The following is a 17,976-nucleotide window of genomic DNA, read 5'->3' on the forward strand; positions in this document are numbered from 1 at the left end:
TCGGGGTATGGCTAAGGGGTTGGCGGCTGTTGCCGCAGGACTTCGAGCGTTAACACGCGTTTGAATCGCCCGGTCCCGTACCGGGCGTTTGGATTCGGGGATTGGATATTTATGGAACAGGCAGGTTTGGCAGCGGCGACGCACGATGTAAGTCTCTGGGCACTGTTTATGCAGGCGGGCCTCATCGTGAAGCTCGTGATGATCGGACTTATCGCCGCCTCGGTCTGGACGTGGGCGATCGTCTTTGACAAATATGTGAGCTTCGGCAAGGCAAGACGCCAGTTCGACCAGTTCGAACAGGTCTTCTGGTCGGGCCAGTCGCTCGAAGAGCTTTATCGCACGCTGGCGGAACGCCAGAACGGCGGTCTTGCGGCGATTTTCGTTTCCGCCATGCGCGAATGGAAGAAATCCTTCGAGCGCGGCGCACGCTCGCCCATCGGTCTGCAGATGCGCATCGACCGGGCGATGGACGTGACCATGGCGCGTGAAAGCGAACAATACGAGGCGCGCCTCGGTTCGCTCGCCACCATCGGTTCGGCCGGTCCCTTCATCGGTCTCTTCGGTACGGTTGTGGGTATCATGACCTCGTTCCAGGCGATTGCCGGTTCGAAGTCCACCAACCTTGCGGTCGTGGCGCCGGGTATCGCCGAAGCGCTTCTGGCAACGGCCATCGGTCTTGTCGCGGCTATTCCCGCCGTTATCGCCTACAACAAGTTCACGGCCGACGCGCACAAGCTTTCCGCCCGCATGGAAGGTTTCGCCGATGAGTTCTCCGCGATCCTGTCGCGCCAGATCGATGAAAAACTTCAGACGCGGCAGGCCGCCCAGTAAGCGGCCGCATGCTGTGCAGTAATTTGCCGCAAGGCAAAATGGAGTAAATGATATGGGTATGTCAGCAGGTGGCAGCGGCGGCGGTTCCGGTGGACGCCGGGGGCGCGGCGGACGACGCAGGGGCGGCGCGATCAGCGAGATCAACGTGACGCCGCTGGTCGACGTCATGCTCGTGCTGCTCATCATCTTCATGGTGGCAGCGCCGATGATGACGGTCGGCGTGCCGATCGATCTGCCGCAGACATCCGCCAATGCGCTGAACTCGGACACGCAGCCGATCACCATTTCCGTCAACGCCAATGGCCAGATCCATTTGCAGGAAACGGAAATTCAGGCGGCAGAAGTGGCCGACAAGCTGCAGGCAATCGCCACGACAGGTTATAACGAACGCATCTTCGTGCGCGCGGATTCCGTTGCCGCATACGGCGTCGTCGCCGATGTGATGGCGCGCATCCAGGCGGCGGGCTTCAAGAATATCGGCCTTGTGACCCAGCAGAAACAGGACAATTGACGTAAAACGATGAAGGGCAGCCTTACCACATCCGCGATCGTGCATGCGTCGCTTCTGGCTTTCGCCCTCGTTTCCCTGGGCTCGCCGGAGCCGCTTGACGTGTCGCAGGCCGAGGCTCTGCCGGTGGAACTGGTGCCCATCGAGGAGCTGAGCCAGATCCAGCAGGGCGACAAGAACGCGCCGAAAGCGGAAAAGTCGGCCCCCGTTCCGACGACGCGTCCGGATATCGTCGAGAACGCCCAGAACGTCGGCAACAACACGGTCGATCTTGACGCGCCGCCGACCCCGACCACCAAGCCGAACGACAATATCAGCGCCGCCGCTCCGCCAAAGCAGGAAAAGCCGCAACCCGTCGTCGACACCAAGGCGAACGAGGTGAAGGAAATCGTCAAGGAAGAAACCTCGGCTCCGAAGCCGCAGGAAATGGCCGCCTTGCCGCAGACCAAGCCCGAGATCGCGCCGCAGCCGAAGACGGAGCCGCCGCCGCAGGAAACGAAGGCCAAAGAGCCGCCGCCAGCGCAGCAGGAACCGGCCGAAATTCCCGTACCGCAGAACGTGCCGCGTCCAAACTCCCGTCCCGAGCCGCCGAAGCCGGAAGAGCCGAAGCAGGCCGAAACCAAGCCTGCCGAGCAGAAGCCCGCGGAAAAACCGGCCGAGACCAAGCCCGATCAGGCGAAGTCCACCGACAAGCCTTCCGACAAGAAGCCCGGCGAGAAGAAGCAGGAGACTGCGAAATCGGCTTCCTCGAAGGAAAGCGATTTTAACGCCGACGATATCGCCGCGCTTTTGAACAAGCAGGCGCCTTCGGGTGGCGGCGCCAAGCGCTCCACCCAGCAGGCCTCGCTTGGCGGCAAAAAGACGACGGGCGGTTCGACGCTCAGCCAGACGGAAATGGATGCGCTGCGTGGCGCGATCCAGAAGAACTGGCAGATCATTCCCGGCATGGCGGATGCCTCGGACGTTCGCGTCCGGGTCACCATGAAGCTCGACCGTGATGGAACCATCATCGGTCGGCCCGAGATCGAGGCGACCGGCGGTTCCGAAGGAACACGTCGTGCTCTTTCCGGCGGAGCCTATCGCGCCATCATGCGTTCTGCTCCGTTCACCAACCTTCCTGCCGACAAATATGACGCATGGAACGAAGTTGTCGTGAACTTCGATCCCAGTGAATTGCTATGAATGCTGAAAGGCCTGGCAACATGAAGATATTTTCGCCGATCCGGCTGGTGCTCGCTGTCGCGGCCCTCATGTCGGTTTTCTCCGCACCGGCTTTTGCGCGGGTGGAAATCAACATCAACAAGGGCAATGTCGAGCCGCTGCCCATCGCCATCACCGACTTCATGTCGAGCGACGGCATCGGCGCGCAGGTTTCCGCGGTCATTGCCGCCGACCTGCAGCGTTCCGGCCTTTTTGCGCCGGTCAACAAGAACGCCTTCATCGAAAAGATCAGCAATCCGGATCAGCAGCCGCGTTTCGAGGACTGGAAGGTCATCAACGCCCAGGCGCTCGTGACCGGCCGTGTCACGCGTGAAAGCGATGGCCGCCTGCGCGCCGAATTCCGTCTGTGGGATACGTTCGCCAACCAGCAGATGACTGGCCAGCAGTTCTTTACCCAGCCGGAAAACTGGCGCCGCGTCGCCCACATCATCGCCGACGCCATCTATGAGCGGATCACCGGTGAAAAGGGCTACTTCGACACCCGCGTCGTTTTCGTCTCTGAAAGCGGCCCGAAGACGGCCCGCAAGCGCCAGCTGTCGATCATGGACCAGGATGGCTTCAACGTCCGTAACCTCACCAACTCGAACGACATCGTCCTGACGCCGCGTTTCTCGCCGAACCGTCAGGAAGTGACCTACATGTCCTTCGAAGGCCAGCAGCCGCGCGTCTACCTGCTGCAGCTGGAAACCGGACAGCGCGAAGTTGTCGGCAATTTCCCCGGCATGACCTTCTCGCCGCGCTTCTCTCCGGATGGCCAGAAGGTCATCATGAGCCTGCAGCAGGATGGCAACGCCAATATCTACACCATGGACCTGCGCTCTCGCACCACGACGCGGCTGACGAACACGTCGGCGATCGATACGGCGCCGTCCTATTCACCCGACGGTCAGCGCGTCGCCTTCGAAAGCGACCGCGGCGGCCGCCAGCAGATTTACGTCATGAATGCCGATGGTTCCGGCCAGCAGCGCGTTTCCTTCGGCGATGGTTCCTATTCCACGCCGGTCTGGTCGCCGCGCGGCGATCTGATCGCCTTCACCAAGCAGTCGGGCGGCAAGTTCTCGATTGGCGTGATGAAGACCGACGGTTCGGGCGAGCGCATCCTGACCAGCGGTTTCCACAATGAAGGCCCGACCTGGGCGCCGAACGGCCGCGTGCTGATGTTCTTCCGTCAGAACGCCGGTGCGGGCGGTCCGCAGCTCTATTCGATCGACTTGACGGGCTACAACGAGCAGCTCATCAAGACGCCGACTTTCGCTTCGGATCCGGCATGGTCGCCGCTTCTGGACTGATATGACTGCCATGACGGCGCCGGCATGAACCGGCGCCGTCATGTTTTACTTGATACCATGGGGAAGTGCGCCTCTTTCTTGCCGCAAAGTGTTGTGAGGGAGCAAAAAAATGGGACATTTCCTTTCTGTTAACCATAAGCGTTTGCCGGCTATTAACCGCGATCAGTTAGTGTCCGGCAACGTTATTGAAATCCTAAGGAGAGACCGGCGATGAGCCGTACACACATTTCGGCACTCAGCCCCATGCAGAAACTGGCCCGTAACCCGGCTGTCATCGCCATGACGCTCGCGCTCGCCCTCGCAGGTTGCGCGAACAAGAAGAACATGCCGAACAGCGCCGGTGAACTTGGCCTTGGTGGCGCGGGCTCCGCAACGCCGGGCTCCCAGCAGGACTTCACGGTCAATGTCGGCGACCGCATCTTCTTCGACACCGACTCGACCTCTATCCGCGCTGACGCCCAGCAGACCCTGCAGCGCCAGGCTCAGTGGCTCGCCCGTTACCCGAACTACGCCATCACCGTTGAAGGCCATGCCGACGAACGCGGCACGCGCGAATACAACCTGGCGCTCGGCGCCCGTCGTGCGGCTGCAACCCGCGACTTCCTGGCTTCCCAGGGTGTTCCGGCCAACCGCATGAAGACGATCTCCTACGGCAAGGAAAAGCCGGTCGCCGTTTGCGACGACATCTCCTGCTGGTCGCAGAACCGCCGCGCCGTGACGGTTCTCGGTGGCGCGGGCATGTGATTGCCTGACGTTATTGTGATCTTGAATGAAAGGCGGTCTTTGGGCCGCCTTTTGTTTTTTTCATAGTTTGGCCGAAGTTAAGTTGCTTTTTCGGTTGATATGGAAAAAATCCGGCTTGCGCCATTCCGGTGCAAATCAGTTAAGGCAGGACGAATGAGATGAAGAAACTTGTCGTGGCGGGAATGCTGGGGCTTGCAGCCTGCACCGGCTTGAGCGGCATCGCCGTTTCGGGTCCGCTGTTCGGTGCGGGGGGTAGCTTCGGCACGATCAACTCTCAGCAGCCCCCGGTCGTCCGGGTTCAGGCCAATGAAGCCTATAGGGTTCAGCAGCTTGAAGAACAGATCCGGCAGCTCAACGGCCGTATCGAGGAAATGAGCTTCCAGCTTCTGCAGATGCAGGAAACGATCCGCAAGGCGCAGGAAGACAATGAGTTCCGCTTCCAGGAACTGGAGAGCGGCAATGCCGGCGGCAAGGGTGCAAGCCCGACCGCTGCGCCGAAAAAGAAGGCGGAAGCCAGTCCGGTCAATCCGGCCTCACCGCCGACCGACGACGTTGCAACGATCATCGAAACGCCACCCGAGGGTGGCGCTTCCGTTTCTCCGTCTGCTCCCTCCACCGCTCCGACAGGCGCACCGGGAGAGACGACGCTCGGCTCCATCGAGCTTGATTCCAAGGGAATGCCGGTTGGCGGCACGTTGAATCAGGGCGCTAATAATTCCTCCGCCAGCCTTCCGGGCGTCAGCACGGGCAATAGCCAGCGCAAGACGGATCCGGTGAATACGGCGGCGCTTACCAGCGAAGGCGATATTTATCAGGCCGCTTACGGCCATGTTCTTTCCGGCGACTACAAGCTGGCGGAACAGGGGTTCCAGCAATATCTGCAGGGTTATCCGAAGGGCACGAAGGCCGCGGATGCGAGCTTCTGGCTGGGCGAGGCGCAATATTCCCAGGGCAAGTTCAATGAGGCCGCAAAGACCTTCCTGAACGGCCATCAGGCCTATGGCAAATCGCCGAAGGCGCCGGAAATGCTGATGAAGCTCGGCATGTCGCTTGCCGCTCTCGACAATACCGAAACCGCCTGCGCCACGCTGCGCGAGGTGCCGAAGCGTTATCCCAATGCTTCCAAGACTGTGCTGAGCAAGGTTGCCAGCGAACAGAAACGGCTGAGCTGCTGATTTTTCCCTGCGATCGCGGGTATTTCCATGCCGGTTGATGCCCGCATTCTGAACGAAAAGACTGTTGCGCCGCTCGCGGCGGCGAGGTCTTTTGTCAAAAATCTCCACACACCAGCCCATATGCTCGTCGCAATCTCCGGAGGCAGTGATTCCACCGGTCTGTTGCTGGCCTTGCATGAGGCAATGGCGGAGACGGATCGGGATGGCTTGCGCCTTTCCGCTGTCACCATAGACCATGCGCTGAGAGCGGAATCCGCCGATGAGGCGCGCAAGGTGGCGATGCTCTGCGCCGAGCTAGGCATCCCCCACGTTACCCGCCGATGGGACGGCATCAAACCGGCCTCGGGCCTTTCCGAAGCCTCCCGGCTTGCCCGCTACCGCCTGATTGCCGAGGTCGCCCGCGAGACGGGCGCCGATCTTGTCGTGACGGGACATACGGTCGGCGACCAGCGCGAAACCGTGGCGATGCGCGCTGCCCGCAGCGGCGGCTCTGACAATCTCGGTCTCTCCGGCATGGCGGATGCGGTCTTATACGATGGCCGCCACTGGATCATGCGGCCGTTCCTGATGTGTGAGAGGCAGGCGATCCGTGGCTATGTGTCCTCCCGCTCGCGCGGTTGGTTTGACGATCCGAGCAATGAAAATACCCGATATGAAAGGGTGCGTGTACGGCAGGCGCTTCCCGTCTCTCCTGTCCGGATCAATGCGGAAACCTCTCTCAAAAGGCAGGCGCTTTCCGAAACAACGGCTGCTTTTCTGCGGGGGCATACACAGGTTTTCCATGCTGCGCTCGCCAGATTGGCCGGCGATGGCGTCAATCCCGATCTTCCCGAGTTCCGGCATGGGTTGGCGGCGCTGATCGCAACCCTTGGGGGAAGGGCATATTTTCCGGCCGCAAGCAGCATGGCGCGCGTTCTGGAGTTTCTTAAAGCGGCTGAAAACGGGCGACTGACGGTCGGTCGCGTCCTGCTCGATCGCCGGCGGGACGGGCTTTATATGTTCCGCGAGCAGCGAAACCTGCCGGAGCTTGATATTGGCGCACATGACCAAGGGCTATGGGACAATCGTTTCCTCGTGAAGAATGGATCGGCTTTTCCAGTCCACGTCAAAGCGCGCAGGGCGAGCGATGCTGCGGAAGCGGCTTCGCTTTTTCCGTCGGTACCGGCCGGGGTGGCGAAACAGGCGATGGCGGGGCTGCCGCAAATTGCCGCAGCGGCCGATGAGCTGGGTTCGCGGGCGGAGGCCGTCACCGTCACGCCCAGGCTCGCACCTTTCGATCTGTTCCTGTCGCGTTTCGACCTTGAGTTGGCGAATGCAATCGCCAATTTATTCGGCCGCCCGGCTTATCCACAGCCCCCGGTTTAAATCCGGCCTCTTTTTCGTGAATTGCCTTGGAATAGTTTTTACACCAAAACGCATCAGATAACGCCGTTCGCCTTGGCAACGGGAGATGTCGTCCTTATGTTAGGGGCACATTATAGCGGGCAGCAAATTTGTCCGTGTGAGTTCGGGGAGTTCGATGAACCCAAATTTCAGAAATTTCGCCTTGTGGGCCGTGATTGCCCTCTTGCTGATCGCATTGTTCAGCATGTTCCAGACGTCGCCGACGCAAACGGGTTCGCGGGAAATTCCGTATTCCCAGTTTCTTCGCGATGTGGATTCCGGGCGAGTTCGCGACGTGACCGTCACCGGTAACCGGGTTCTCGGAACCTATACCGAAAACGGCACGGCCTTTCAGACCTATTCCCCCGTCATCGATGACAGTCTGATGGAGCGCTTGCAGAGCAAGAACGTGACCATCGTGGCGCGTCCCGAAAGCGACGGTTCCTCCGGTTTCCTGAGCTATCTCGGCACGCTTCTGCCGATGTTCCTCATTCTCGGCGTCTGGCTGTTTTTCATGCGGCAGATGCAGGGCGGCTCGCGTGGTGCGATGGGCTTCGGCAAGTCCAAGGCCAAGCTTTTGACGGAAGCCCATGGCCGCGTGACGTTCGATGACGTTGCAGGCGTGGACGAAGCCAAGCAGGACCTCGAGGAAATCGTCGAATTCCTGCGCGATCCGCAGAAGTTCCAGCGTCTCGGCGGTAAAATCCCGCGCGGCGTGCTGCTCGTTGGCCCGCCCGGCACGGGTAAAACCCTTCTGGCGCGTTCCGTCGCCGGCGAAGCCAATGTGCCGTTCTTCACCATTTCCGGTTCGGATTTCGTGGAAATGTTCGTCGGCGTCGGCGCAAGCCGTGTGCGTGACATGTTCGAGCAGGCCAAGAAGAATGCGCCCTGCATCATCTTCATCGATGAAATCGACGCCGTCGGCCGCCATCGTGGCGCCGGTCTAGGCGGCGGTAACGACGAACGCGAGCAGACGCTGAACCAGCTGCTGGTCGAAATGGACGGTTTCGAGGCGAATGAAGGCATTATCCTCATCGCCGCCACCAACCGTCCTGATGTTCTTGACCCCGCACTTCTGCGTCCCGGTCGTTTCGACCGTCAGGTCGTCGTGCCAAACCCGGATATTGTCGGCCGCGAGCGCATCCTCAAGGTGCATATCCGCAACGTGCCTCTGGCGCCGAATGTCGACCTTAAGGTTCTGGCTCGTGGTACCCCCGGTTTTTCGGGTGCGGACCTGATGAACCTCGTCAACGAAGCTGCCCTCATGGCTGCCCGCCGCAACAAGCGCGTGGTCACCATGCAGGAATTCGAAGACGCCAAGGACAAGATCATGATGGGTGCGGAGCGCCGCTCTTCCGCCATGACCGAGGCCGAAAAGAAGCTGACCGCCTATCACGAAGCCGGACATGCCATCACCGCACTGAAGGTTGCCGTGGCCGATCCGTTGCATAAGGCGACGATCATCCCGCGCGGCCGCGCTCTCGGCATGGTCATGCAGCTGCCGGAAGGCGACCGCTACTCCATGAGCTACAAGTGGATGGTATCGCGCCTCGTCATCATGATGGGTGGCCGCGTTGCCGAAGAGCTGACCTTCGGCAAGGAAAACATCACCTCCGGCGCGTCTTCGGATATCGAGCAGGCCACCAAGCTTGCCCGCGCCATGGTCACGCAATGGGGCTTCTCCGATGCTCTTGGCCAGGTGTCCTATGGTGAAAACCAGCAGGAAGTCTTCCTCGGCCATTCCGTCTCGCAGTCGAAGAACGTCTCCGAGGCGACGGCCCAGACTATCGACACGGAAGTTCGTCGCCTGATCGACGAGGCTTACGGCGAGGCCCGCCGCATCCTGACGGAAAACCACGATGGTTTCGTTGCGATTGCCGAGGGTCTGCTTGAATACGAAACCCTGACCGGCGACGAGATCAAGGCCCTGCTGAAGGGCGAGAAGCCCGCCCGCGATCTGGGTGACGATTCTCCGGGCAGCCGTGGTTCGGCAGTGCCGAAGGCAGGCACCAAGAAGGATGGTCCGACCGAAGCAAAGGGCGACGGCGAGGCCGAAGGCGGCATGGAGCCGCAGCCGCATTGATCGTTCGCGCAAGCTAAAAATTGTAAAAGGCCATCCGGGTTTCCGGGTGGCCTTTTCATTTTGGTAACAAGATATAAGCCATTTTTGCGCTAATTTACGTGCTGTTTATCGTGGTTTGTGGCATCTAGCCAAAAACGCTTCCGGCTGTTTCAGCTTTTGCCGGAATGCTGGAAAAGATTTGGAGTTCAAATGGCACGCCGTTATTTCGGAACCGATGGTATCCGCGGACAATCGAACGTCTTTCCCATGACGCCTGATCTGGCGATGCGTGTGGGCATTGCGGTCGGGACGATTTTCCGCCGTGGCCATCATCGCCATCGTGTCGTCATCGGCAAGGATACGCGTCTTTCCGGTTATATGCTGGAAAACGCGCTGGTCGCCGGCTTCACCGCCGCCGGCCTCGATGTCTTTTTGCTCGGCCCCATTCCGACGCCCGCCGTCGCCATGCTGACCCGGTCGCTGCGCGCCGATATCGGCGTGATGATCTCGGCCTCGCACAATCCCTTCTCCGATAACGGCATCAAGCTTTTCGGACCGGATGGTTACAAGCTCTCCGACGAGCTGGAACTGGAGATTGAAGACCTTCTCGATAAGGATATCTATGCGCAGCTTGCCAAGCCGAGCGAGATCGGTCGCGCCAAGCGCGTGGATGGCGACATCTATCGTTATATCGAATTCGTCAAGCGCACCCTGCCGCGTGATGTGACGCTGAGCGGACTGCGGATCGCCATCGACTGCGCCAATGGCGCGGCTTACAAGGTGGCGCCCGCTGCGCTCTGGGAACTCGGCGCGGAAGTCGTCACCATCGGCAATGAGCCGAACGGCATCAATATCAATCTGGAATGCGGCTCCACTCACCCGGAAGCGCTGCAAAAAAAGGTGCATGAGGTACGGGCCGATATCGGCATCGCGCTGGATGGTGATGCGGACCGCGTCATCATCGTTGATGAACGCGGTGAGATCGTCGATGGCGACCAGCTGATGGCCGTCATCGCCGATAGCTGGGCTGCCGACAACACGCTGCGCGGTGGCGGTATCGTGGCGACCGTCATGTCGAATCTCGGGCTGGAACGCTTCCTGGGCGACAAGGGCCTCACCCTCGCCCGTACCAAGGTGGGCGACCGTTATGTCGTCGAACACATGCGTAACCACAATTTCAACGTCGGCGGCGAGCAGTCCGGCCATATCGTGCTGTCGGACTACGGTACGACGGGCGATGGTCTTGTCGCGGCCTTGCAGGTTCTCGCCAAGGTCAAGCGCTCCGGCCTCACGGTCAGCGAAGTCTGCCGCAAGTTCGAGCCGGTGCCGCAGCTTTTGAAGAATGTCCGTATCTCCGGCGGCAAGCCGCTGGAAAACCCTGTTGTGCAGCAGGCAATTGCGGATGCGGAAAGCGCATTGGCCAATAATGGCCGCCTCGTCATTCGCCCCTCCGGTACGGAGCCGCTGATCCGCGTCATGGCGGAAGGCGACGACAGTGCGAAGGTGGAGCAGATCGTCAATGATCTCGTCGGCGTCATCGCCAATGCCCGCTCGGCGGCGTGAGCCTTCGAGACAGTAACGCCCAAAAAGCCGGCTCTGCAGCCGGCTTTTTCTTTGAGTATTTCCTAATAAATATAGTGAATGATCGTGGTTAATCGGGACTTAACCATTTTACGTCAATCTCCATGACTGAACAGTTCACTGGCATCTGCTGCCGAAACCGCACGTGCCTCTTCTGGAGTGGAAGTCATGAAAAACGCCCTGGCCGGATTTCTGGCCGTCCTGCTGACCGGTACAAGCGCTATCGCTGCCGATCTTTATCAAGCTGAGCCTGCACCGGCCTATGTCGATGCACCCGAGGTTACTGTTACCCAGGCGAGCGGCTGGTATCTGCGCGGCGATGTCGGTTATTCCTTCAACAAGCTACGCGGTGCTCACTATTATCAGGGCGGCCCCGGCGGCTATCTCGCGGATTTCGAAACTGCGAAGATCAAGGACAGCTACATCATCGGCGCCGGCGTCGGTTATCAGTTCAACAACTATTTCCGTAGTGACCTAACCTTTGACTACATGGGCAAGTCGGATTTCCGTGGCTCTACTCGTGGCTATTGCGGCAACGGTGCTGATTGCGTCTCGACAGACCTGAGTGCGCTGAGGGCTTACACGCTGATGGCAAATGCCTATGTCGATCTTGGCACTTATGGCCGTGTCACGCCTTACGTGGGTGGCGGTATCGGCGCATCCTATGTGAAATGGGACAAGCTGCGTAACACGTCCTGTGCAACGGACGGATCCGGCTACTGCGACCCGACCACGGAGCATGGCGGCAAGGGCAAATGGCGCTTCGCCTATGCTCTGATGGCCGGCGCATCCATCGACGTCACGTGTAATCTGAAGGCCGATATCGGCTATCGTTTCCGCCACATCAACAAGGGCGATATGTTCGCTTATGAGAATGGCGGCGGTCCGGGCCGTGACAAGGGCCTTTATTCGCATGAAGTGCGCGTCGGCGGCCGTTATGTCTTCAACGGCTGCGATACCGCACAATACATGCCGCCCGCCGATATTCCTCTGCAGCCTGCCGTTTATAAATAAACGTCACGCCCCGCTGGTAGTTTCAGACCGTCCGCATCCTCCGGGTGCGGGCGGTTTTGTTTTACCGGCATCTGACGCGGGGCATGACGCATATGGACCAAAATTCTTCTGCGTAGCGACATATTCCGCTTGACTGGGATCGGCGAGAGGAATAGCAACGGCGTCAGGACACCTCTCCCTAACGAGAGGCGCCTATCTGAAAGGGTAGTTAAATGACAGATATCGTGAAGCCGGACGTCCGTCCGGGCAATACGCATTTTTCCTCTGGTCCCTGCTCGAAGCGTCCCGGTTGGTCGCTAGATGCTCTCTCCGATGCGCCGCTCGGTCGCTCGCATCGCGCCAAGGTTGGCAAAGCCAAGCTGAAGCAGGCCATCGATCTCACCCGTGAAGTTTTGAACGTTCCTGCTGATTATCGTATCGGTATCGTTCCCGCATCCGACACCGGTGCCGTTGAAATGGCGCTCTGGTCGCTGCTCGGCGAACGCGGCGTCGATATGCTCGCCTGGGAAAGCTTCGGCGCAGGCTGGGTCACCGACGTCGTCAAGCAGCTGAAGCTGAAGGACGTCCGCAAATTCGAGGCCGATTATGGCCTGCTGCCGAACCTTGCCGAAGTCGATTTCGACCGCGATGTGGTTTTCACCTGGAACGGCACCACCTCCGGCGTTCGCGTTCCCAATGCCGATTTCATCCCGGCTGACCGCAAGGGTCTGACCATCTGCGACGCCACTTCGGCGGCCTTCGCACAGGACATGGATTTTACGAAACTCGACGTCGTCACCTTCTCCTGGCAGAAGGTTCTGGGCGGTGAGGGCGGCCATGGCGTCATCATTCTTTCGCCCCGGGCTGTCGAGCGTCTCTTGAGCTACGCGCCGGCATGGCCTCTGCCGAAAATCTTCCGCATGGTTTCCGGCGGCAAGCTGATCGAAGGCATCTTCACCGGCGAAACCATCAACACGCCGTCCATGCTCTGCGTTGAAGATTACATCGACGCGCTGCTGTGGGCGAAGAATCTCGGCGGCCTCAAGGCGCTGATCGGCCGTGCCGATGCCAATGCCAAGGTCATTTACGACTTCATCGAGAAGAACGACTGGATCGCCAACCTGGCCGTCGAGCCGGAAACCCGCTCCAACACCTCCGTCTGCATGAAGATCGTCGATCCCGAGGTACAGGCGCTGGATGCCGCCGCACAGGCCGATTTCGCCAAGGGCGTCGTCGCCCTGCTCGAAAAGGAAAATGTCGCCCTCGATATCGGCGCTTACCGTGACGCCCCGTCCGGCCTGCGCATCTGGGCCGGCGCCACCATCGAGACGGCGGATATGGAAGCCGTCATGCCCTGGCTCGCCTGGGCCTACCAGACGCAGAAGGCAGCACTTTCCAAGGCTGCCGCCTGATTTTTATACCGGCCCTGCGCTGGTGCAGGGCCGCACATTCCCCGCTTTCAAAACTGCACCGCTTTTCAAGGAGCCCGTGAACCATGGCACCTCGCGTACTCGTATCCGACGAACTGTCGGAAACCGCCGTCCAGATCTTCCGCGATCGTGGCGTCGAAGTCGATTTCCAGCCGAAGCTCGGCAAGGACAAGGACAAGCTTGCCGAAATCATCGGCAACTACGATGGTCTCGCCATCCGCTCCGCCACCAAGGCAACCGAAAAGCTGATCGAGGCTGCGACCAACCTCAAGGTTATCGGCCGCGCCGGCATCGGCGTTGACAATGTTGACATCCCGGCCGCCTCGCGCCGCGGTATCATCGTCATGAACACGCCTTTCGGCAACTCCATCACAACGGCAGAACACGCGATTGCGCTGATGTTCGCAGTTGCGCGCCAGCTTCCGGCCGCTGACAGCTCCACGCAGGCCGGCAAGTGGGAAAAGTCGAAATTCATGGGTGTCGAAATTACCGGCAAGACGCTCGGCGTCATCGGCGCCGGCAATATCGGCTCCATCGTCTGCTCGCGTGCACTCGGCCTCAAGATGCATGTTCTCGCTTATGACCCCTTCCTGTCGCCGGAACGCGCGCAGGAAATGGGCGTCACCAAGGTTGAGCTGGACGAGCTTCTGGCCCAGGCCGATTTCATCACCCTGCATGTGCCGATGACCGACAAGACGCGCGGCATCCTCAATGCAGAGAACCTTGCCAAGACCAAGAAGGGCGTGCGTATCGTCAACTGCGCCCGTGGCGGTCTGGTGGATGAAGCGGCCCTTGCCGATGCCATCAAGTCCGGCCATGTCGCCGGCGCCGGTTTTGACGTGTTCGAAGTCGAGCCCGCCACCGAGAGCCCGCTTTTCGGCCTGCCGAATGTCGTCTGCACGCCGCATCTTGGTGCTTCGACCACGGAAGCGCAGGAAAACGTTGCCCTTCAGGTTGCCGAGCAGATGTCGGATTACCTCGTCAAGGGTGCGGTTTCCAACGCCATCAACATGCCGTCGATCACGGCTGAGGAAGCACCCCGCCTGAAGCCGTTCATCCGTCTGGCGGATGTTCTCGGCTCTTTCGTCGGTCAGGTGCAGGAAAGCGCCACCAAGGAAATCGAAATCCTTTATGACGGTGCAACCGCCAGCATGAACACCAAGGCATTGACCAGCGCCCTGCTGGCCGGCCTGATCCGCAGCCAGGTTGCGGATGTGAACATGGTTTCGGCCCCGGTCATGATCAAGGAAAAGGGCATCATCCTCTCCGAGGTCAAGCGCGACAAGACCGGCGTTTACGACGGCTACATCAAGCTGACGGTCAAGACGGAAAATCAGATCCGCTCGGTTGCCGGCACGGTGTTCTCGGATGGCAAGCCGCGCTTCATCCAGATCAAGAACATCAACATGGATGCCGATGTTGGGTCGCATATGATCTACATCACCAACACCGACGTTCCCGGCATGATCGGCTTCATGGGCACCACGCTCGGCGAGGCTGGCGTCAACATCGCCAACTTCCAGCTCGGCCGTGAAAAGGAAGGCGGCGACGCCATCGCGCTGCTTTATGTCGACGGCCCGGTTTCCGAAGCCGTGCTGGACAAGCTGCGCGCCAACCCGGCGATCCGCCAGGTCAAGCCGCTGACGTTTAACGTCGACTGATCTTATCGTTCCTCCCAAGGGGACAATAAGGCCCGGCGCAGGGGAAACCCTGTGCCGGGTTTTTCGTTTTTCCATTGTCTGTTTCGTCGCAAAACACGGACGACTATCGCATTGGTTGCATATCACAAAAAATTTAAGCCGAGTGGTCTAAAAATGATGATCATGAGTTGCTATATCGCCTGCTGACATGCCGCTCATGGGAGGGCGGCCAACAGGAGATAACGATGTTTGCTGCCTTTAGGCGCTTCAAGGGTTTGTTCGCAGTCGCCGCGCTTGGTATCGCGGTGTCTTTCGTGGCGGTTGATATGGCAGAAGCGCGTCGCGCCAGCGGCGGTTTCGGCAGCCGCGGCACGCGGACCTATTCCGCTCCGCCTTCGACCAGCACGGCCCCCGGCCAGACCGCGCCGATCAACCGCAGCATGACGCCCAACACCAATCAGGCAGCGCCGAGTGCTGCTCAGCCGGCCCGTCCGGGCGCGCAGGCGCCGCAGCAGAATCGCGGCCTGTTCGGCGGCATGATGGGTGGTTTGATGGGCGGCCTGCTGATGGGCGGTCTGTTCGGCATGCTGCTGGGTGGCGGTTTTGGCGGCATGGCCGGTTTCTTCGGCATGTTGCTGCAGGTGGCGCTGATCGGTCTTCTGGTTATGCTCGCCATGCGTTTCTTCGCCTCGCGCCGTCAGGGCCAGCCCGCTTATGGCTCGGCCGGTGGGTCGCAGCGCACGGATCATTCCGGTTCCTCCTATAATGGCGGTTCGCAGGCGGGTTCTGCCGCTTCCTCTTTCAAGATTCCGAAGATCGGCGCGCTGGCCGGCGCTGCGGGCGGTGTGGCCGCCACTGCCGCAACGGCAAAGCCTGTGCCTCATGCTAATGCCATGTCGGAAGGCGATGAAATCGGCATTACCCAGGGCGATCTCGAAACTTTCCAGAAAATGCTGGAAGACGTACAGGCCGCCTATGCCGCCGAGGATTACGGCACCTTGCGCAAGCTGACGACGCCGGAAGCCATGTCTTACCTCGCAGAAGAACTGAGCGACAACGCCACGAGCGGCGTGAAAAACGACGTACGCGATGTGACGCTGCTACAGGGCGATGTTGCCGAAGCATGGCACGAAGAGGGCCAGGACTATGCAACGGTGGCGATGCGCTACTCCGCCATCGACGTGATGCGCGACCGCACCTCCGGCAAGGTAATCGAAGGTGACGAGCACCAGCCTTCTGAAGCGGTGGAAATGTGGACCTTCGTTCGTCGCCCCGGAAACGACAACTGGCAGGTGGCCGCTATTCAGGCCGCTGCCTGACGAATCGGAATGTGTTTAACAGATAGAGGCCCGGCGGTTTGGCGACCGCCGGGCCTTTGTTCGTCTCGCTTCCAGAGGGCATGGTCACGCCGAGGCTCGCTCCGCAAAAGGGGCGGAAAGATGCGGTCAAAAAAACGACTGATAAATCTAACGGGTGATATCTCCACCGCTCATCGGCGGTGAATTCCGTTTCGCCCTGCTATGCAACGCTTTGAGCGCTGCCTGTCGCGGCATGTTGCCCGCGCATGGCTCATTCGCTCCACGGAATTGCCTTTTTTTATTCATCCGGCATTCAGTCCCTGCATCCTAACCAGAATGCATACACGTCAATGTGACTTTTCGTGCCGGTTCTAAACCGCTTTGGAAAGGGAACCTCAGGCGCAAAACAGCGTTGACAATCCAATCCCCGGCCCCTCCCAAGCCGGGCTGGGTGGCTGGGCAATGCAGGCCCTGCGAGAACGGAGAGCTATCGAGATGAAACGCTTTGACCTGATCGACGGGATGCGTGGTTACTTCCTCGTCTTCATGCTGATCAACCATCTGGTGTTTGCCGGCGGTTTCTGGCTGGTGGAAATCAATCACCGGCAGTTTGCCTTTGTCGAGGACGCGCAGGGCTTCGTGTTCCTGTCCGGCCTGCTGATCGGCATGGTCTATGCGCGCAAGATGATGAAATACGGCTATGACGCCGGCAAGCAGATGATCTGGAACCGGGCGCTGGAGCTTTATCGTTACGCGATGGGTCTCGTCATCGCCGTGCTGTTCTTCCGCATGGTCATCCCGCATGCACCCTATATCTGGTACAACTGGCTCGGCATGACGTCGTTCGATGATCCGTTGCGACTGGCGGCGATTGCAACATTCCTGTTCCAGCCGACCTTCATGGATATTCTGCCGCAATATATCGTCTATATGATCTTTGCACCGGTGCTGGTGAAGCTCTGCCTTGATGGCAAGTGGGCCTATGTCATGGCCGGCTCCCTGCTGGTCTGGATGGCCGGTCAGCTCGGCCTGCAGCAGATCGTGACGACCCCGCTCAACGAACTCGTGAAGGGTGCGGACGAGCAGGGCATTCGCGTCAGCTTTAACCTGCTCGGCTGGCAGCTCGTATTCTATTCGGCGCTGGTGATGGGCGCGATGACGGCGCAGAACCGCATTCCGTGGAAGGCGATCTTCTCGCCTGAGCACACGTGGCTGCCGAAAGCGGCGCTCCTCATCTGCCTGTTCTTCATGCCGCTACGCATCGCCACAGCCTGGGGCCTGATGCCGGAATTCATGATGGGCAAATTCTCCACCATGGAAATCCGCGCCGATTTCGGTCCGGTCTATCTCATCAACTTCCTCGCCGTCGGCGTCGGCCTGACCTGGCTGGTGATCGCAGGTCCGAAGCATCATCGTCCGCTCGTGCGCTCCATCGCCGAGGGCGTCATCTGGGTGCTGTCGCTGAAGTTCCTGCAATTGCTCGGCCGCCATTCGCTTCAGGTCTATGTCTGGCACGTGGCCATCGTCTATGGTGTCTATTATCTCGATGGCCGCACAGCGGAATTGTCGCAGCTCAACAAGACCCTGATCGCCTTCACGGCTATCGGATTGCTGGCCCTGCCAGCCCTGTGGCGGGAGCGCGACAAGTGGTTCGGCAGCAGCGGCCAGAAGACGGCCGGCGCCTGAGGGCCGGTCCCAGCCCGAATCTGACGGCTTTGCGGGGCGGTTTTCCGCCCCGTACTTGCGTGCGCGGCCATTCCTTTCTATATGCAGCCCTTAAATCCGCAGGATGACGAGACAGGACAGCCCGATTGACGGCCA

14 protein-coding genes are annotated in these 17,976 nt (G+C 60.0%); all 14 read left to right on the plus strand.

Annotation, left to right across the window (positions count from 1 at the left end; all coding sequences use genetic code 11):
• The first annotated feature begins 111 nt into the window (after positions 1-111).
• The 14 genes from tolQ (at position 112) to ACQZ40_RS07220 (ending at position 17,841) form a co-directional block, all read left to right on the plus strand.
• Positions 112-831, plus strand: coding sequence for a protein TolQ (tolQ, locus tag ACQZ40_RS07155; protein WP_003523238.1), 720 nt, complete (start codon positions 112-114; stop codon positions 829-831).
• Between the two features lie 52 nt (positions 832-883).
• Positions 884-1,342, plus strand: a complete 459-nt coding sequence (tolR, locus tag ACQZ40_RS07160; protein ID WP_003523240.1) for a protein TolR — start codon at positions 884-886, stop codon at positions 1,340-1,342.
• A gap of 9 nt (positions 1,343-1,351) precedes the next feature.
• A complete protein-coding gene (locus ACQZ40_RS07165) occupies positions 1,352-2,521 on the plus strand; it encodes a hypothetical protein (RefSeq protein ID WP_448747649.1) in 1,170 nt (389 codons plus the stop codon).
• Between the two features lie 20 nt (positions 2,522-2,541).
• Complete coding sequence (gene tolB, locus ACQZ40_RS07170) at positions 2,542-3,849, plus strand: Tol-Pal system beta propeller repeat protein TolB (protein WP_003523242.1); 1,308 nt, start codon at positions 2,542-2,544, stop codon at positions 3,847-3,849.
• Positions 3,850-4,059: 210 nt separating this feature from the next.
• A complete protein-coding gene (gene pal / locus ACQZ40_RS07175; protein WP_003506243.1) occupies positions 4,060-4,593 on the plus strand; it encodes a peptidoglycan-associated lipoprotein Pal in 534 nt (177 codons plus the stop codon).
• A gap of 158 nt (positions 4,594-4,751) precedes the next feature.
• The gene (gene ybgF / locus ACQZ40_RS07180) at positions 4,752-5,768 is read left to right on the plus strand and encodes a tol-pal system protein YbgF (protein WP_003523244.1); all 1,017 of its coding nucleotides are present in this window, start codon (positions 4,752-4,754) and stop codon (positions 5,766-5,768) included.
• A 27-nt stretch (positions 5,769-5,795) separates the two neighbouring features.
• A complete protein-coding gene (gene tilS / locus ACQZ40_RS07185) occupies positions 5,796-7,133 on the plus strand; it encodes a tRNA lysidine(34) synthetase TilS (protein WP_448747650.1) in 1,338 nt (445 codons plus the stop codon).
• A gap of 154 nt (positions 7,134-7,287) precedes the next feature.
• Positions 7,288-9,234, plus strand: coding sequence for an ATP-dependent zinc metalloprotease FtsH (gene ftsH, locus ACQZ40_RS07190; protein WP_065656475.1), 1,947 nt, complete (start codon positions 7,288-7,290; stop codon positions 9,232-9,234).
• 189 nt (positions 9,235-9,423) lie between these two features.
• On the plus strand, positions 9,424-10,776 hold the full coding sequence (glmM, locus tag ACQZ40_RS07195) for a phosphoglucosamine mutase (RefSeq protein ID WP_003523248.1): 1,353 nt from the start codon (positions 9,424-9,426) through the stop codon (positions 10,774-10,776).
• Between the two features lie 186 nt (positions 10,777-10,962).
• Complete coding sequence (locus ACQZ40_RS07200) at positions 10,963-11,808, plus strand: outer membrane protein (RefSeq protein WP_080795081.1); 846 nt, start codon at positions 10,963-10,965, stop codon at positions 11,806-11,808.
• Between the two features lie 212 nt (positions 11,809-12,020).
• Complete coding sequence (locus tag ACQZ40_RS07205; RefSeq protein WP_271045256.1) at positions 12,021-13,199, plus strand: phosphoserine transaminase; 1,179 nt, start codon at positions 12,021-12,023, stop codon at positions 13,197-13,199.
• Between the two features lie 83 nt (positions 13,200-13,282).
• Entirely contained in the window at positions 13,283-14,878 is a 1,596-nt protein-coding gene (serA, locus tag ACQZ40_RS07210; RefSeq protein ID WP_003523252.1) for a phosphoglycerate dehydrogenase, read from the plus strand.
• Between the two features lie 224 nt (positions 14,879-15,102).
• Positions 15,103-16,176, plus strand: a complete 1,074-nt coding sequence (locus tag ACQZ40_RS07215) for a Tim44 domain-containing protein (protein ID WP_149742971.1) — start codon at positions 15,103-15,105, stop codon at positions 16,174-16,176.
• A gap of 474 nt (positions 16,177-16,650) precedes the next feature.
• Positions 16,651-17,841, plus strand: coding sequence for an OpgC family protein (locus ACQZ40_RS07220; RefSeq protein ID WP_271045258.1), 1,191 nt, complete (start codon positions 16,651-16,653; stop codon positions 17,839-17,841).
• The last annotated feature ends 135 nt before the right edge of the window (positions 17,842-17,976 follow it).

The organism is Agrobacterium sp. 16-172Ci (assembly GCF_053522725.1).

Coding starts and splice junctions, on each gene's coding strand:
- tolQ (WP_003523238.1), top strand. CDS start 112: ATGGAACAGGCAGGTTTGGCAGCGGCGACGCACGATGTAAGTCTCTGG.
- tolR (WP_003523240.1), top strand. CDS start 884: ATGGGTATGTCAGCAGGTGGCAGCGGCGGCGGTTCCGGTGGACGCCGG.
- ACQZ40_RS07165 (WP_448747649.1), top strand. CDS start 1,352: ATGAAGGGCAGCCTTACCACATCCGCGATCGTGCATGCGTCGCTTCTG.
- tolB (WP_003523242.1), top strand. CDS start 2,542: ATGAAGATATTTTCGCCGATCCGGCTGGTGCTCGCTGTCGCGGCCCTC.
- pal (WP_003506243.1), top strand. CDS start 4,060: ATGAGCCGTACACACATTTCGGCACTCAGCCCCATGCAGAAACTGGCC.
- ybgF (WP_003523244.1), top strand. CDS start 4,752: ATGAAGAAACTTGTCGTGGCGGGAATGCTGGGGCTTGCAGCCTGCACC.
- tilS (WP_448747650.1), top strand. CDS start 5,796: ATGCCGGTTGATGCCCGCATTCTGAACGAAAAGACTGTTGCGCCGCTC.
- ftsH (WP_065656475.1), top strand. CDS start 7,288: ATGAACCCAAATTTCAGAAATTTCGCCTTGTGGGCCGTGATTGCCCTC.
- glmM (WP_003523248.1), top strand. CDS start 9,424: ATGGCACGCCGTTATTTCGGAACCGATGGTATCCGCGGACAATCGAAC.
- ACQZ40_RS07200 (WP_080795081.1), top strand. CDS start 10,963: ATGAAAAACGCCCTGGCCGGATTTCTGGCCGTCCTGCTGACCGGTACA.
- ACQZ40_RS07205 (WP_271045256.1), top strand. CDS start 12,021: ATGACAGATATCGTGAAGCCGGACGTCCGTCCGGGCAATACGCATTTT.
- serA (WP_003523252.1), top strand. CDS start 13,283: ATGGCACCTCGCGTACTCGTATCCGACGAACTGTCGGAAACCGCCGTC.
- ACQZ40_RS07215 (WP_149742971.1), top strand. CDS start 15,103: ATGTTTGCTGCCTTTAGGCGCTTCAAGGGTTTGTTCGCAGTCGCCGCG.
- ACQZ40_RS07220 (WP_271045258.1), top strand. CDS start 16,651: ATGAAACGCTTTGACCTGATCGACGGGATGCGTGGTTACTTCCTCGTC.